This is a genomic window from Mycolicibacter sinensis (genome assembly GCF_001667375.1).
GTDB classification, from domain to species: Bacteria; Actinomycetota; Actinomycetes; order Mycobacteriales; family Mycobacteriaceae; genus Mycobacterium; species Mycobacterium sinense_A.
This window is the reverse complement of record NZ_LZIN01000098.1, coordinates 31,736-46,891: the sequence shown is the minus strand read 5'-3', so window position 1 is coordinate 46,891 and position 15,156 is coordinate 31,736. Positions and strand designations below refer to the sequence as shown.

12 protein-coding genes and 1 pseudogene are annotated in these 15,156 nt (G+C 68.2%); 5 read left to right on the top strand and 8 right to left on the bottom strand.

Features of this window, described 5'->3' with window-relative positions; all coding sequences use genetic code 11:
• Window positions 1-3: 3 nt before the first annotated feature.
• Window positions 4-1,041, top strand: a complete 1,038-nt coding sequence (locus A5771_RS20330) for a hypothetical protein (RefSeq protein WP_064857003.1) — start codon at window positions 4-6, stop codon at window positions 1,039-1,041.
• Here A5771_RS20330 and fadD4 read toward each other — a convergent pair whose 3' ends face one another.
• The 6 genes from fadD4 to A5771_RS20300 form a co-directional block, all read right to left on the bottom strand.
• Complete coding sequence (gene fadD4 / locus A5771_RS20325) at window positions 1,042-2,559, bottom strand: fatty-acid--CoA ligase FadD4 (protein WP_064857002.1); 1,518 nt, start codon at window positions 2,557-2,559, stop codon at window positions 1,042-1,044.
• Window positions 2,560-2,628: 69 nt separating this feature from the next.
• The gene (locus A5771_RS24215) at window positions 2,629-2,835 is read right to left on the bottom strand and encodes a hypothetical protein (protein WP_234783140.1); all 207 of its coding nucleotides are present in this window, start codon (window positions 2,833-2,835) and stop codon (window positions 2,629-2,631) included.
• A gap of 90 nt (window positions 2,836-2,925) precedes the next feature.
• On the bottom strand, window positions 2,926-3,228 hold the full coding sequence (locus A5771_RS20315; protein ID WP_234783139.1) for a type II toxin-antitoxin system Phd/YefM family antitoxin: 303 nt from the start codon (window positions 3,226-3,228) through the stop codon (window positions 2,926-2,928).
• Window positions 3,229-3,337: 109 nt separating this feature from the next.
• Window positions 3,338-5,158 carry a phosphoenolpyruvate carboxykinase (GTP) gene (locus A5771_RS20310; RefSeq protein ID WP_064857001.1) on the bottom strand — a complete coding sequence of 607 codons (1,821 nt, stop codon included), beginning with the start codon at window positions 5,156-5,158 and terminating at the stop codon, window positions 3,338-3,340.
• 130 nt (window positions 5,159-5,288) lie between these two features.
• Window positions 5,289-6,887, bottom strand: a complete 1,599-nt coding sequence (locus tag A5771_RS20305) for a hypothetical protein (protein ID WP_064857000.1) — start codon at window positions 6,885-6,887, stop codon at window positions 5,289-5,291.
• The gene (locus A5771_RS20300) at window positions 6,884-7,861 is read right to left on the bottom strand and encodes a hypothetical protein (RefSeq protein WP_064856999.1); all 978 of its coding nucleotides are present in this window, start codon (window positions 7,859-7,861) and stop codon (window positions 6,884-6,886) included. The genes A5771_RS20305 and A5771_RS20300 overlap by 4 nt, the downstream gene beginning before the upstream one ends.
• A gap of 148 nt (window positions 7,862-8,009) precedes the next feature.
• Between A5771_RS20300 and trmB the strand changes: the two genes are divergently transcribed.
• From trmB to A5771_RS20285, 3 genes are all read left to right on the top strand, one after another.
• On the top strand, window positions 8,010-8,774 hold the full coding sequence (trmB, locus tag A5771_RS20295) for a tRNA (guanosine(46)-N7)-methyltransferase TrmB (RefSeq protein ID WP_064857028.1): 765 nt from the start codon (window positions 8,010-8,012) through the stop codon (window positions 8,772-8,774).
• Between the two features lie 8 nt (window positions 8,775-8,782).
• On the top strand, window positions 8,783-9,466 hold the full coding sequence (locus tag A5771_RS20290; RefSeq protein WP_428844427.1) for an NYN domain-containing protein: 684 nt from the start codon (window positions 8,783-8,785) through the stop codon (window positions 9,464-9,466).
• A 71-nt stretch (window positions 9,467-9,537) separates the two neighbouring features.
• The gene (locus A5771_RS20285) at window positions 9,538-12,393 is read left to right on the top strand and encodes an MMPL family transporter (RefSeq protein WP_064856997.1); all 2,856 of its coding nucleotides are present in this window, start codon (window positions 9,538-9,540) and stop codon (window positions 12,391-12,393) included.
• Here A5771_RS20285 and A5771_RS20280 read toward each other — a convergent pair.
• The gene (locus tag A5771_RS20280; RefSeq protein WP_064856996.1) at window positions 12,353-13,492 is read right to left on the bottom strand and encodes an AI-2E family transporter; all 1,140 of its coding nucleotides are present in this window, start codon (window positions 13,490-13,492) and stop codon (window positions 12,353-12,355) included. The two genes, A5771_RS20285 and A5771_RS20280, sit on opposite strands and share 41 nt — an antisense overlap.
• Window positions 13,493-13,586: 94 nt before the next feature.
• On the opposite strand from A5771_RS20280, the gene A5771_RS20275 reads away from it, so the two are divergent.
• On the top strand, window positions 13,587-14,735 hold the full coding sequence (locus A5771_RS20275) for a lysylphosphatidylglycerol synthase transmembrane domain-containing protein (RefSeq protein WP_234783141.1): 1,149 nt from the start codon (window positions 13,587-13,589) through the stop codon (window positions 14,733-14,735).
• Window positions 14,736-14,754: 19 nt separating this feature from the next.
• On the opposite strand, the pseudogene A5771_RS24210 reads toward A5771_RS20275, so the two are convergent.
• Window positions 14,755-15,018 (bottom strand): annotated as a pseudogene (locus tag A5771_RS24210) (hemophore-related protein); the annotation flags it as partial.
• Between the last annotated feature and the right edge of the window lie 138 nt (window positions 15,019-15,156).

Here is a 15,156-nt window from a genome sequence, read left to right as displayed (position 1 = left end):
GGTATGGACAGCTATTCCTGGGCGGTGATCGGAGCAGGTCCGGCCGGCATCGCCGCGGTAGGCCGGCTGCTCGACCATGGCATTGCCGGGAATGAGATCGCTTGGATAGACCAAGATTTCGGGGCAGGCGATGTCGGAGGCAAATGGCGCGCGGTCTCCAGTAACACCAAGGTCGGGCTGTTTCTGGATTACTTGAACGCGTCGCCATCGTTTGGCTTCGCTGAGGCGCCGGCGTTCGCGCTCACCACCCTCGACCCGGAACAGACCTGCGCGCTCGGCATGATCGCCGATCCCCTGGTCTGGGTGACCCAGCGGCTGTGCGAGCGCGTTGCCCCGTTGCGGACGATGGCGACTGAACTCACCCTGCACGACCGGCGTTGGACCCTGCACACCGAATGCGGAGAGCTCAGCTCGAAGAATGTGATCCTTGCTATCGGGTCGGTTCCCAACAGGCTTAGCTATCCCGGACTCGAGGAGATCCCGCTCGAGGTGGCACTGGACCCCGGCAAACTTTCACAGCTGGCCCTCGACGAGGCCACCGTCGCCGTGTTCGGCTCGTCGCACTCGTCGATGATCGCCCTGCCGAACCTGCTGCAGACTCCGGTACGGAAGGTGATCAATTTCTACCGAAGCCCGCTCAAATACGCGGTGTACCTGAAGGATTGGATTCTGTTCGACGACACCGGGCTCAAAGGGCAGGCCGCCCGGTGGGCTCGGGAGAACATCGACGGGGCCTATCCGCCGCGCCTGCACAGGTGCTGGGTGGACAGTCCTGAGTTCGGCGAACGCCTCCAGGCGTGCAGCCACGTCGTCTACACCGTGGGGTTCGGGCGCAGACAGCTTCCGCTGACGCCGCAATGGGGCCCACTGCCTTACGACGACCGCACCGGCATCTTGGCGCCCGGGCTGTTCGGGATCGGCATCGCGTTTCCCGAGTACCGGATGAACCCGTTGGGATCCGGAGAGTACCGGGTCGGCTTGTACAAGTTCATGCAATTGCTCGACGCTGCCCTGCCGCTGTGGCTGCGCTACAGCACGTGATCACCCCGAGTACTTGGCCACCAGCTCGTTCTTGTACAGCTTGCCGGTGTCGGTGCGCGGCAGTTGCGCCTCGAAGGAGATCGAACGCGGACACTTATAGTGCGCCAACCGATCCCGCAGCCAGGCCGACAGCTCGTCGGCGAAGGCGTCGGTGGCGTCGGCGGGGTCGACGGTCTGCACCACCGCTTTGACACGCTGTCCCATCTCGTCGTCCGGAATCCCGAACACCGCCGCGTCCATCACCTTCGGGTGGGTGATCAACAGGTTCTCGGCTTCCTGCGGGTAAATGTTCACACCGCCCGAGATGATCATGTGGTGGCGGCGGTCGGTGAGGTACAGATACCCTTCCTCGTCGAGGTAGCCGATGTCGCCGACGGTGGCCCACCCGCGGCTGTCGCGCGAATTGGCCGTCTTGTCCGGGTCATTGAGATATTCGAAGTCGTTGCCGCCCTCAAAATAGATCTCGCCGGGCTGGCCGGCGGGCAGTTCGTTGCCGTCCTCATCGAGGATGTGCACCCCGCCCATCATTGGCTTGCCGACCGAGCCCGGACGGGCCAGCCACTCCTCCGCGCTGATCAGCGTCGACCCGTGCGCCTCCGAGGACGCGTAATATTCGTCGACGATCGGCCCCCACCAGTCGATCATCTGCTTCTTGATCTCAACCGGACACGGCGCCGCGGCGTGCATCACCCGTCGCAGGCTGGAAACGTCGTAGGAATTCCGAACCGCCTCAGGAAGTTTCAGCATCCGGGTGAAATGAGCCGGCACGAACTGGGCGTGGGTGACCCGATAGCGCTGGATCGCGTCGAGGCAGCCCTCCGGATCGAACTTCTCCAGCACCACCGTGGTGATGCCCGCGGCCTGCACCTGCATCGACCACACCGACGGGGCGGTGTGATACAGCGGCGCCGGGCTCAGGTAGACCGAGTCGGGCGTCATCCAGACCGCCACCAACATCGACATCAGGCCCGGCGCCTCCGACGGCGGTAGGTGCGGCAGAGCGCGTTTGATGCCCTTGGGCCGGCCGGTGGTGCCCGACGAATACTGCAGCAGGTCGCCCTCGATCTCGTCATCGATGGGCGTATCGGGTTGATCGGCAACGCATTCGGGGTAACGCTGCCAGCCGGGCAGATCATCGTCGGCGATCAGCAGCAGGTCGGGAAGGCCTTGCGGCAGATGCTCGGCCAGGTTCTCACACGTCTGGCGCAGCGCGGCAGATCCGATGACGCCCCTGGCGGAGCTGTTGTCGATGATGTAGGCGGCCTCGGCCGCGGTCAGGTGGGTGTTGATAGGTACGTAGTACAAGCCGCTGCGACGCGCCGCCCACATGACGGCGTGCATGTGCTCGTTGTTCTCCATGAGGATCGCGACGGTGTCGCCCTCGACCAGCCCGGCGCGGCGGAAGAAGTGCGCCAGCCGGTTGGCGCGGGCCTCGAGATCGTCGAAGGTGATGACGGTGCCCGACGGGTGCAAGATGATGGCCGGCTTGCCGGCGCCGACGTGTTCCCGGATCTGCATGCGCAGACTGTACCGCCGTCAAACTTGACGGGTGTCAAGTGGTCGGGTTCGAGTTCGGCGCCCCGGTGATCACAGCCGCGCATCCACGGCTGCGGGCAGCGCCTTGAGGAGCTTCGCGTCCGCCGTCAGCAGATCGGGTCGCTCGACCTCGGCCTGAGCCACCAGCATCGCGTCGAACGGGGTCCCGGTGCGGCGGCGCAGCGATATCGCAACCCATTGCGTGACGACCGGTGATCGGCAGGTTGCGGAAGCCGGATTTCCCGACGGCTTCGTCAAAGTCGGCGGGCATCGCGAGCTTGCCGCTAGCCGCTTTGATGGAGATCTCCCATATGCTGGCCGCCGAGACGAATACCGCCGGGGCAGAAGTCATTCGAGTGCGCGCCCGGTGACCCAAACGTGGACTGTCGTCCAGCGACCAGAGCAGTACGTGGGTATTGAGCAGGATGCCGGGCATTCAATCCCGAACTGGGCGTTGAGGGCGTCGTCGACGTCGTCGAAGTGTTCGTCGTCGTAGTGGAGCCGGCCGGATAAGGCTCCGAAAGCGATGTCGACCCGCGAGTGCGGTGTCATCGGCGACCGGCCTGCCGGCGTGATCGTCTCACCGTTTTCTACGCGGGCGAGGAGGCTGGACAGATGGGTCTTTGCCTCGTGAATGTTGACCATCGCCATGGCCCGCGACTGCCGAACTTAGTCCAGTCGGACTAAGTCCGAGCCGAGCAGACACAAAGCCCCCAATATGCCGGACATTTGGGGGCTTTTTGTGTCTGCTCGCCGGGTATTAACCCAGGCGCTGCTTGAGGGCGTCGAACTCGTCGCGCAGCCCGGTGGGCAGCTGGTCGCCGATGAACTCGAACCACTCCTCGATCAGCGGCAACTCGGCGCGCCACTCGTCGGCGTCGACGGCCAGTGCCTGCTCCACATCCGCGGGGTCCACGTCCAGCCCGGTGAGTTCCAGATCGGAGGCGTGCGGCACGGTGCCGATCGGCGTCGACTCGCCGGAGCCCTTGCCCTCGACCCGCTCGATGATCCACTTGAGCACCCGGCTGTTCTCGCCGAAGCCCGGCCACAGGAAGCGTCCGTCCTCGCCGCGGCGGAACCAGTTGACGAAGAACACCTTCGGCAGCTTGGACTCATCGGAGTTTTTGCCGATGTTGATCCAGTGCTGCATGTAGTCGCCGGCGTTGTAGCCGATGAACGGCAGCATCGCCATCGGGTCGCGGCGCACCGCACCCACCTTGCCTTCGGCGGCGGCGGTCTGCTCGGATCCCATGGTGGCGCCGATGAACACCCCGTGCTGCCAGTCGCGGGCCTCGCTGACCAGCGGGACGGTGGTCTTGCGGCGGGCGCCGAACAGGATCGCCGAAATCGGCACACCGGCCGGGTCGTCCCACTCCGGCGCCAGGATCGGGCACTGCGACATCGGGGTGCAGTAGCGCGAGTTCGGGTGGGCGGCAGGGGTTCCCGACTCGGGCGTCCAGTCGTTGCCCTTCCAGTCGGTGAGGTGCGCAGGCGTCTCGCCGTCGATGCCTTCCCACCAGATGTCGTTATCGTCGGTGTGGGCGACATTGGTGTAGATGGTGTTGCCCGCCTCGATGGTCTTCATCGCATTCGGGTTGGAGCTGTTGGAGGTGCCCGGCGCCACCCCGAAGAAGCCGGCCTCCGGGTTCACCGCGTACAGCCGGCCGTCCTTGCCGAAACGCATCCAGGCGATGTCGTCGCCGAGGGTCTCGGCCCGCCAGCCCGGGATCGTAGGCTGGATCATCGCCAGGTTGGTCTTGCCACAGGCCGACGGGAAGGCAGCGGCGATGTAGTAGGCCTTGTTCTCCGGCGAAATCAGCTTGAGGATCAGCATGTGCTCGGCCAGCCAGCCCTCGTCGTGGGCCATCGCCGAGGCGATCCGCAGCGCGTAGCACTTCTTGCCCAGCAGCGCGTTGCCGCCGTAGCCGGAGCCGTAGCTCCAGATCTCCCGGGTCTCCGGGAAATGGGTGATGTACTTCTCTTCGTTGCAGGGCCAGGGCACGTCCTGCTGCCCCTCGGCCAGCGGCGCACCCACCGAGTGCAGGCCCTTGACGAAGGCGCCGTCGGTACCGATCTTCTCCAGCGCCGCGGTGCCCATCCGGGTCATGATCTTCATCGACGTCACCACGTAGGCCGAGTCGGTGATCTCGACGCCGAGCTTCGGGTCCTCAGCACCCAGCGGCCCCATGCAGAACGGCACCACGTACATCGTGCGGCCGCGCATGCAGCCCCGGTACAGCTCGGTCATGGTGGCCCGCATCTCGTCGGGGTCCATCCAGTTGTTGGTGGGGCCGGCACCCTCCTTGGCGCGGGTGCAGATGAAGGTCCGGGACTCGACCCGAGCCACGTCGGCGGGGTCGGACAGCGCCAGGTAGGAGTTGGGCTTCTTCGCGTCGTCGAGCTTTACCGCGGTTCCGCCCTCCACCAGCAGGGCCATCAGCCGGTCCCACTCGCCCTCGGAACCGTCGGACCACTCCACCCGGTCCGGCTGGGTCAGCTCAGCGACCTCCTGGACCCAGGCCAGCAACCCGCGGTGTTTCGTCGGGGCGGTGTCCAGACCGGGGATGGTCGCTGAGGTCATGAGCTCTCCTGTTGTCACCTGTGTCACTTCGTGGCCTGGCCGCTGGTGCGCCGCAGTCCACCTCTTAATGCTTCATTAGATAAGAGGTTACCGTGGATAGCGCCGCGCGGCGAAGCGGGCATACACCCAGCTAGTCGGCAACGTCCCGGGCGGTCTCCGACGGACCCGATTCACGCACTTCATGCGCCGGTCCCAGCTTCGCCTCTCCTTCGTCGAGCCTCGCTGAACCGCCCGGTTCATGCGCCGGTCCCAGCTTCGCCTCTCCTTCGTCGAGCCTCGCTGAACCGCCGAGTTCGGAGCGCACCGCGGCCAGCGCCCGCTGCAACGTCGGCAGGTGCCGATCCCGGACCGCGGCGGCCCGGGCGGTCGCCGCGGCGTGCTCGCGCAGTTCCCGGTCCAGCCCGGCGATCCGGTCCGCGGCCCGCGCCGCCTCGGTTTCGTTGCGCTCGGCCAGTTCGGTGCTCAGTGCCGACTCGGCGGCCACCACCCGAAGGGCCACCAGCTCCTGCAGCGCCGAGCGCAGCGCGGCGGTGGCCTCACCCACCCAGCGTTCCAGCACCGCCCGGTCACGCAGCAGCCCGCGGATGCGGACCAGCCACACCGTGACCGCCACCCCGACGACGACGCACAGCGCCGCACCGGCCGCCGTCCACCCCGGGGCCAGGTGCGCGAACAGCCGACTCAGCGTCAATGCCACTCCCAGACCGAAGCCGACGCCGAGCAGCGTCATCAGCTGGGTCTCCAGGCGCCGGGACGCCAACGCCGGCGCGCCGGTCTCGAACTGCGGCGGGGTCGAGGTCGACGCCGCGGCATCGCCGGACAGGCCCAACTCGTGGGCCATGTCGGCCAGGTGCTCGGCAACCCCTTCGTCGACCTCGGTCACGACCTCCTCCAGCCGGCTTCGCAGGTAGGCCTCGAACTCGGGCAACCGGCGCCGAGTCATGCCCGCGGCGTCCTCGGCGAGCTCGCCGCGCACCGAGGCGCAACGCTTGCGGGCGAAGTAGGACAGCTGCACCTTGGCCTGGGCGACGCGGCTGCGCAACGCGATCACCCGCTCGGATTTCGACATCCGCCGCTGCCGCACCACCTCGTCGCGTTGCTCCTGCAGCAACGCCACCCGCGCGCGCCGCCCCTCGGCGCGGGCGTCGCGGTCGATCCGGTCGGCATCGGTGCGTAGCTGGAACTCCCAGGACCGCAGCCGGTTTCGTCGCTCCACATCGCTGTCACCGAGCTGTTTGGCCAGTTCGGCAACCAGGTCGTCCACCCGCGGGCCGCCCCGCTCGGGCGCCGCGGCCGCCCCCACCCACTCCACGTCGCGATAGCGGGGCGCGTAGTCGGCGAGGGTCTCGCGAGCCGCGTCCTGCATCTCCCGCCACTGGCGGTGCACGTCGATCTTGGACACCACGCCGATCACCACGTCGGTGTGGGCGGCCGCGGCGTCGAGCAGCGCGCAGTCCGAGTCGGTCAGTGCCGCTGCGGCCGACACCACGAACACCACCGCCGTGGGCACCTCGCCCGGCATCAGGTCGGTGGCTTCCAGCACGCGCCACTCCGGCAGCCGGTCGGCCAATGCGGAGGCCACCGCGCTCACCCCGGCCAACCAGGGCCCGGTCACCATGATCGCGTCGCAGCGTCGCACCGCCGGCGGGCGAATCCCCGGGGCGATCTCGGCCACCAGGGCGTCCACGGCGGCGGTGGCGTCGAGATCGGGGCCTTGTGGGGCGGTCATGAGCGGCCCCGCGTCGTCGCCCAGGCCCGCAACGATCCGCGGGTGATGTCCCCGGCGCAGGCACGCTGGGTGATGCCCATCGGCGCGCTGCGGTAGGCCTGCCACCGGCGCGCCCGCCGCAGCGGTTCACCCGGCACCGCGTGTTCTGGGAGAACGGCCACCGCCGCGGCCATCCTGGCCGCCACCGTCGCGTCGCGGGTCAAGAATTCATCGATGCGTGCGGCGAAATCCCGGCCGACCGCCAGCGCCTCCAGCCGGGCCACCGCCTCCGTCATCCGCCGGTGCCGCGCCCCGGCGCCCAGCGCGGCCAGCCGGGCCAGCACGCCGTCGACGCCGCTGAGCCGACGCAGCAACGCCCGGGCCTGGGCCACGGTGCCGCCGCGCCGGGCCAGCTCGAGGACTCGCTCGATCCCGGACAGGTCGAGGGTCGCGCAGAGCCGCTCGCGCAGCTGCCGCGGCACGCCGTGCGGGCAACTGACGAAGTGTTCGGCGCAACTGAGGTCGGCCGGTTCCGCCGCGAGCCGGCGCAGCGCGGTCCACAGCCCATTGTCCAGCCGCCCTCCCAGCGCGGCGAGTGCGAACAACGCCGAGAGCGGTTCGGCCGGCGCCCCGGTGGCGGCTGCGACGCCGGCGACACCGCAATGCCCGGCCAGGTCCGCCTTGTTCAGCACCACCAGCAGCGGCGCACGCCGCCCCGCGCGTACCACCGCCGCGGTGTCCTCCGGCTTGACCGCTTCGGCGACCACGTAGACCACGGCGTCTGCTTCCACGTCAGGCCGGTCGGCGACGCGCACGCCGGCGGCGGCCAGTGCCGCAGCGACGCTGCGCCTACCCACCCCGCGCCGGCCGCACACCGCGATCGTCAGCGGCGCGGCGATGTCCGCGGCGAGCGACGACAACCCCGGATTGCAGATCTCGCCGGCCAGCCGAGTCAGCTCGGCAGCGAAGAGCTGGTGCCCCTGTGTCACGACCATGCCTCCCACATCGCCCAATCGGCCCGCCCCACTGAGGCCATGTTGTCAGCTGTGCCCGTGTGAAGCGAGTCACCACGGTGCTAACTGTTGGGTATCAATGTGCACCGCGCCGTGGGTACACCACAGTCCATGGGCCACCATGGACTGCATGCATGCGCAGCGCGACGTCGAGACGCCATCAGACGTCGCCGGTACCGAAGCGCCGACTCCACGACGCGCCCGCAACTTCAGCGTCCGCTATCGCCACTCCGCGCTCTCCGCCGGCCAGCGCCAGACCTGGGAGCGGCTCTGGCCTCAGTTGGGCGCCGACGTGCTGCCGCCGGAGGGGCCCGGCCGTCCCGAGCCGCTGGACCCGCACCGCTGGTTCGGCCGTGAGGCCCCGGTGGTACTCGAGATCGGCTGTGGAGCCGGTAGCTCCACGGTCGCGATGGCCCGCGCCGAACCGGATCTCGACGTGATCGCCGTCGAGGTCTACGAGCGCGGGCTGGCGCAGTTGCTCTGCGCAATCGAGCGCGAACAGGTGGGCAACATCCGGCTGCTGCGTGGCGATGGCCTCGACGTGCTCGAACACCTGATAGCCCCGGCTTCGCTGACCGGGGTGCGGGTGTTCTTCCCGGACCCGTGGCCCAAGGCCCGGCACCACAAGCGGCGGTTGCTGCAACCGTCCACCCTGGCCCTGATCGCCGATCGGCTGCGGCCGGGCGGGGTGCTGCACGCGGCGACCGACCATGCCGGCTACGCCGAACAGATCGCCGAGTCCGGCGACGGCGAGCCCCGCCTGCGCCGAGTGACAGACCCGTCCGAAGGCGCCGGCTTACCCATCTCAGTCGCCCGGCCCACCACCAAATACGAAGCGAAGGGCCGCGACGCGGGCAGCGCGATCACCGAGCTGATCTGGGAGAAGCCGCTGTGAGCGACACCGTGGCGGAGGTGCCGGGCCCAACGACGGAGATCCCGCAGGAGCCGGCCTCCCCGGGGCCACCGGCCCGTCGGGTGCTGCTCGTCTGGGACGCCCCGAATCTGGACATGGGCCTGGGTGCGATCCTGGGCCGGCGTCCGACCGGGGTGGAGCGGCCCCGGTTCGACGCGCTGGGCCGCTGGCTGCTCAATCGCACCGCCGAGATTTCGGCGAGCCACCCGCAATGGCCGGTCGAACCCGAGGCCACGGTGTTCACCAACATCGCCCCGGGCAGCGCCGACGTCGTCCGGCCGTGGGTGGAGGCGTTGCGTAACGTGGGTTTCGCGGTCTTCGCCAAGCCGAAGATCGACGAGGACAGCGATGTCGATTCCGACATGCTGGAACACATTGCGTTACGTAAGGAGCAGGGGCTGGCCGCGGTGGCGGTGGCTTCTGCCGACGGCCAGGCGTTCCGGGAACCACTGGAAGAACTTCGCGCGCTGGGCATCGCGGTCTGCGTGCTCGGATTTCGCGAACATGCCAGCTGGGCGCTAGCCTCGGATAGCTTGGAGTTTGTCGACCTGGAAGACATTCCTGGTGTGTTCCGGGAGCGGCTGCCGCGGATCAGCCTGGATTCGCTGCCGGAGCAAGGGGCATGGCTGCAGCCGTTCCGGCCGCTGAGCTCACTGCTGGCCTCGCGCGAGTGACAACTGGAGAGCCTGAAATGGGGCGCGCGGGTCGAAAGATCTCTCAACAGATTTTAGTGAGGAGCGTATAGGTGTTCGCCTGGTGGGGTCGAACTGTATACCGCTACCGGTTCATCGTAATCGGCGTGATGGTGGCGCTCTGTCTGGGCGGCGGGGTCTACGGGATGAGCCTGGGCGACCACGTCACCCAGAGCGGCTTCTACGACGACGGCAGCCAGTCGGTGAAGGCATCGGTGCTCGGCGACGAGGCCTACGGCCGGGACCGCACCAGCCATGTGGTGGCGATCTTCACCGCCCCCAAAGGCGAGACCGTCGATAACAAGCGGTGGTTCGACGGCGTCAAAGACGGGCTGAACCAGGTCAAAAACGACCACCCCGACCAGATCATGAGCTGGGTCGGCTACTTCACCAATCCCGAAGCGCTGGCCACCATGGCCGACCCCGACAAGAAGCACGCGTTCGCGTCGATCCAACTCAAGGGTGACGACGACGACACCATCTTGAAGAACTACCAGGCGGTCCAGCCCGATCTGCAGAAACTCGACGGGGGCAAGGTCGAACTGGCCGGCCTGCAGCCGATCGCCAGTGAATTGACCGGCACCATCGCCAGCGACCAGAAGCGGATGGAGGTGCTGGCGCTGCCGTTGGTGGCGGTGGTGCTGTTCTTCGTGTTCGGTGGGGTCGTCGCCGCCAGCTTGCCGGTCATCGTGGGTGGTTTGAGCATTGCCGGCGCCACCGGCATCCTGCGGTTCGCCGCCATATTCGGGCCGATCAACTTCTTCGCCCAACCGGTGGTGTCGCTGATCGGCCTCGGTATCGCGATCGACTACGGCCTGTTCGTGGTGAGCCGATTTCGCGAGGAGATCGCCGAGGGCTACGACACCGAGGCGGCGGTCCGCCGTTCGGTGATGACGGCCGGACGCACCGTGGTGTTCTCGGCGGTGCTGATCATCGTGTCGGGTGCCAGCCTGCTCGTGCTGCCGCAGGGCTTCGTCAAGGCGATAACCTACGCAATCTTCGCCTCGGTGGGACTGGCGGCCCTGCTGTCGATCACCCTGCTGCCGGCCATTCTTGGCGTGCTGGGCACCAATGTGGACGCGCTGGGGGTGCGCACCCTCTACCGCATTCCGTTCCTGCGGGATTGGGAGTTCTCCAACCGCATCATCGGCTGGTTCGCCGAGAAGACTCAGAAGACCAAGACCCGCGAAGAGGTCGAGGCCGGGTTCTGGGGCAAGCTGGTCAACTTCGTGATGCAGCGGCCGCTGGTCTTCGCGATCCCCATCGTGGTCGCGATGATCCTGCTGATCATCCCGCTGGGCAGGCTGACGTTCGGCGGGATGAGCGAGAAATATCTCCCGCCGGACAACACCGCCCGGATGGCCCAGGAGCAATTCGACGAGATTTTCCCCGGCTTCCGCACCGAGAAGCTGACCCTGGTGATCAAGAGCGACAACGATAAACCGGTGACCGACCAGCAGGTCGCCGAGGTGCGCAGTCGGGCGATGTCGATCAGCGGGTTCGTCGTCCCCGAGGACGACCCCGACGAGATGTGGAAAGAACGGCCCTATCTGCCCGGGGCCTCGAAGGAGACCTCCACCCGGGTGATCGAAAACGGCTTGATCACCCGCGACGAGGCCGCGCAGAAGATCAAGGCGCTGCGCCATATGAGCACCCCCAAGGGCCTCGACGTGCTGGTCGGGGGCACCCCCGCACTCGAGCAGGACAGCATCCACGCGTTGGTCAGGCAAGGGCCGCTGATGGTGTTCATTCTGCTGACCACCACCACGTTGTTAATGTTCCTGGCGTTCGGGTCGCTGGTGCTGCCATTGAAGGCCGCGGTGATGAGCGCGCTCACCCTTGGGTCGACGATGGGCATCCTGACCTGGATATTTGTCGACGGGCACGGCGCCGAGCTGTTGAACTTCACCCCCACGCCGCTGATGGTGGTGGTGATCGCGCTGGTGGTCGCGGTCGGCTGGGGCCTGGCCACCGACTACGAGGTCTTCCTGGTCTCCCGGATGGTGGAGGCCCGAGAATCCGGGATGTCCACCGCCGAGGCGATCCGGATCGGCACGGCAACCACCGGTCGTCTAATCACCGCGGCCGCGCTGATCCTGGCGGTGGTCGCGGCATCGTTCGTGTTCTCCGATCTGGTGATGATGAAGTATCTGGCGTTCGGCCTGATGGCGGCGCTGTTGCTGGATGCCACCGTGATCCGGATGTTCCTGGTGCCGTCGGTGATGAAACTGCTCGGCGACGACTGCTGGTGGGCTCCACGCTGGATGAAGCGCCTCCAGCACCGGATCGGGCTGGGCGAGATCCGGCTGCCCGACGAGCGGCGCAAGGTGACCCGCCGCTTCCCGGCTGCGACGCCCGCCCCCGCAGCGGTAGGCGCCGGCGCGCCGCGCCCCGTGCACGATCCGACTCACCCCGCACCGAGCGGGTCCGCCCAGGCGCGCTCGCGGCCCAGTGAGCAGTTGCCGACCCGGCCGGTGACCGGCAACCCGTCGGGCGCCCGGACCAACCGGATCAACACCGGTTCGCCTGATGCGCCGACCACCCGATTCTCCGCCGCCGATGCGGTGACCGAGCGGGTGGAATCGCCGGGCGACGTTCCGGAACGCGAAATCGAATCCTGGCTCGGCGAACTGCGCGGCGGCCGTGGCGACGAGCGGACACGGGCGCTGCCGGTGCCTCCGCAGGACGCCGGCGACGACGAGAACGCCCCGACCACCGCCATCCCGGTTCCGGGTTCCCAAGGCGCCCCTTCCGACCCGGACACCCCGCCGACCGAGAAGCTCACCGCTGCGGGCGATAAGGCCGACAAGGGCGACAAGGGCGACAAGGCCGGGGACGACCCGCAGCGCCGCGGTGCCGCCGGCGGTCTCAGTGCGGCGGAGCTACTGCGTCGGGAGGGCCGGTACTGACCTCGTCGGGTTCGGCTTCGAGCAAGCCGCCCTCGGACCCGCCGTCGTCCGACGAACCGACCAGTACCCGCACCGCCCGGTCGATGAAGGCGATCGTCGGTACCGCCAGCAGCGCGCCGACGATGCCCGCCAGGATCCCCCCGGTGGAGATGCCCAGCACCACCCCCAGCGGGTGGATCGACACCGCGCGACCCATCACCAACGGTTGCAGCACGTGGGCTTCCAGCTGGTTGACCGCGATGATCAGGCCCAGCGTCACCAACCCATAGACCCAGCCCTTGGCTATCAGGGCGACGAGCACCGCCAGCAATCCCGTGAGCACCGCACCGACCAGCGGTACGAAGGCTCCCAGGAAAACCAGCGAGGCCAGCGGCAAGGCCAACGGCACCGCCATGATCGCCAGCCCGACGCCGATGCCGACGGCGTCGACCAGTGCCACCAGGAAGGTGGCCCGGATGTAGCCGATCAGCGACTCGAAACCCGCGACCCCGGCCGCATGCACCCTGTCGCGTACCCCGCTCGGGAAGAACTTGACGACGAAGTGCCAGATGTTGCGGCCGCCGTAGAGGAAGAAGATCAAGGTGAACAGCACGACGAAGGCGCCGGTGAAGATCTTGGCCATGGTCTCGGCCGTCGACAGCGCCCCGCTGGTCAGCTTGGCCTGATTGTTGCGTAAGCCGTTGATCACGGTTTCGCCGGCGCGGTCGATCTGTTCGCCGCTCAGATGCAGGGGGCCTTCGATCAGCCACCGCTGGGTCGAGTTGACCACCTGGGTGACTTGCTCGACCAGCTCGGGCACCCCGTCGATGAACTGGTCGACCACGAAGCTCAGCAACCCCGCGAGCGCCGCCAGCCCGCCGAGCAGCAGCAGAAACACCGCCAGGCCGCGAGGCACGCCGCGCCGGTCGAGCCAATCCACGCCGGGTAGCAACAACGCCGACATCATCATCGCCAGCGCCACCGGGACGACGATCACTTCCAGCCGCCGGGCGATCAGCAGCACCACCAGCGCCGCGGCGAACAACACCAGCAGGCGCCAGGCCCACGCCGCCGCTTTGCGCACCGTCGGGTGTACGGATTCGTCTGTGCTGGCTGACATTCCGGTAGCGTAACGATGCCGCAGCGACAGCACATCGACTAGTGAGAATCTCGATGGTGCGCGGCTAACCTCTAGTTTCGTGTCCCACGACGTAATCGGTGTCCCGACCCGGGCCCCGCAACGTCTCACCGGCGTCCGCACCTGGGCGCGTCCAGTGGTCCTCGGTCTGGTCGCGGTGGTGCTGACCGTCGAGGTGGTGCTGGTGTGGGATCAGCTCGCCGCGGCGTGGCGCAGCCTTTGCAGCGCCGACCGGCGCTGGCTGTTCGGCGGGATCCTGGCGGCAGCGGCGTCCATGCACAGCTTCGCCCAGATCCAGCGCACCCTGCTGCGCTCGGCCGGGGTGCGCGTCACCCAGTGGCGATCCGAGGCAGCCTTCTACGCCGCCAACTCGTTGTCCACCACGCTGCCGGGCGGTCCGGTGCTGTCGACGACATTCCTGTACCGCCAGCAACGGCGTTGGGGTGCGTCGCCGGTGGTGGCGTCGTGGCAGCTGGTGATGTCGGGAGTGCTGCAGGCGCTCGGGCTGGCGCTGTTGGGGCTCGGTGGCGCTTTCCTGCTCGGTGCGCGCAGCAACCCGTTCTCTCTCCTGTTCACCCTCGGCGGCTTCGTCGCGCTGCTGTTGCTGGCCCAGGCGGTCGCGGCGCGGCCGGAGTTGATCGACGGTATCGGTGTCCGGGTGCTGTGCTGGGTCAACTCGGTGCGCGACAAGCCCGCAGGCACCGGCCTGGCGACCTGGCGCCGACTGCTGGGGCAACTGGAGTCGGTCAGCCTGGGCCGCCGCGCGGCGTCGACGGCATTCGGCTGGTCGTTGTTCAATTGGGTCGCCGACGTCGCCTGCCTGGCCTGCGCGGCCTACGCCGCCGGGGGGCAGGCATCGGTGGCGGGTTTGACGGTGGCCTATGCCGCCGCCCGCGCCGCGGGAACGATTCCACTGATGCCGGGCGGACTGCTGGTGGTCGAGGCCGTGTTGGTGCCCGGGCTGGTGTCCAGCGGGCTGACCTTGCCGGAAGCGATCTCCGCGGTGCTGATCTATCGGATGGTCAGCTGGCTGCTGGTCGGCGCCGTCGGCTGGGTGGTGTTCTTTTTCGTCTTCCGCACCGACGACACGGCCGAGGAGGGCGCTACCGAACCGCCACCGGCTGGGTTACGCCCCCGGCCGGCGGGCCGACTACCGGCCGGCCGCCCGGCAGGCCACCGTGGGCCTGGGCGGCCTGCAGCAGCCCGAGCACCTGCGGCAGGTTGACAGCCAGCTTGCACCGGTCACTCATCTCCTGCACCGGCGCGGTGATCTTGGCCAGGTCGTCGCCGACCTTCGGGTTGGCGTCGAAGTAGCCCTTGAGGTTCGCCAGGGTCTGCGGGCCGGGTTGCTGCTGCAGGGCCCCGGTCAGCACCTGGTTGGTGTCCGGGTGCGAGTCGAGGTAGTCGCCGGCCGAGGTGACGGCTTTACCCACCGTCCGGGCCACCTCACTGGCCACGCAGGGATCCTTGGACGCGGTCGCCGACGGCGTGGAGGGGCCGGCCAGCACCGCGGCGGTGATGCCGCCTACGGATGCGGCGGCAATGACCCCGAGGCCGGACAGGGCACGGGTGGTGTTCACGAATTCTCCTCACGGCTGCGGGTGTGCGCCTCGGTCCCCCACGTTGCGGACCACACTCGGGGTGTT

Excerpts from the sequence above, each read along its gene's own strand:
- A5771_RS20315 (WP_234783139.1), bottom strand. The coding sequence starts at position 3,228 with ATGGCGATGGTCAACATTCACGAGGCAAAGACCCATCTGTCCAGCCTC.
- A5771_RS20305 (WP_064857000.1), bottom strand. The coding sequence starts at position 6,887 with ATGACCGCCCCACAAGGCCCCGATCTCGACGCCACCGCCGCCGTGGAC.
- A5771_RS20330 (WP_064857003.1), top strand. The coding sequence starts at position 4 with ATGGACAGCTATTCCTGGGCGGTGATCGGAGCAGGTCCGGCCGGCATC.
- trmB (WP_064857028.1), top strand. The coding sequence starts at position 8,010 with ATGCATGCGCAGCGCGACGTCGAGACGCCATCAGACGTCGCCGGTACC.
- A5771_RS20300 (WP_064856999.1), bottom strand. The coding sequence starts at position 7,861 with ATGGTCGTGACACAGGGGCACCAGCTCTTCGCTGCCGAGCTGACTCGG.
- A5771_RS20280 (WP_064856996.1), bottom strand. The coding sequence starts at position 13,492 with ATGTCAGCCAGCACAGACGAATCCGTACACCCGACGGTGCGCAAAGCG.
- fadD4 (WP_064857002.1), bottom strand. The coding sequence starts at position 2,559 with ATGCAGATCCGGGAACACGTCGGCGCCGGCAAGCCGGCCATCATCTTG.
- A5771_RS20310 (WP_064857001.1), bottom strand. The coding sequence starts at position 5,158 with ATGACCTCAGCGACCATCCCCGGTCTGGACACCGCCCCGACGAAACAC.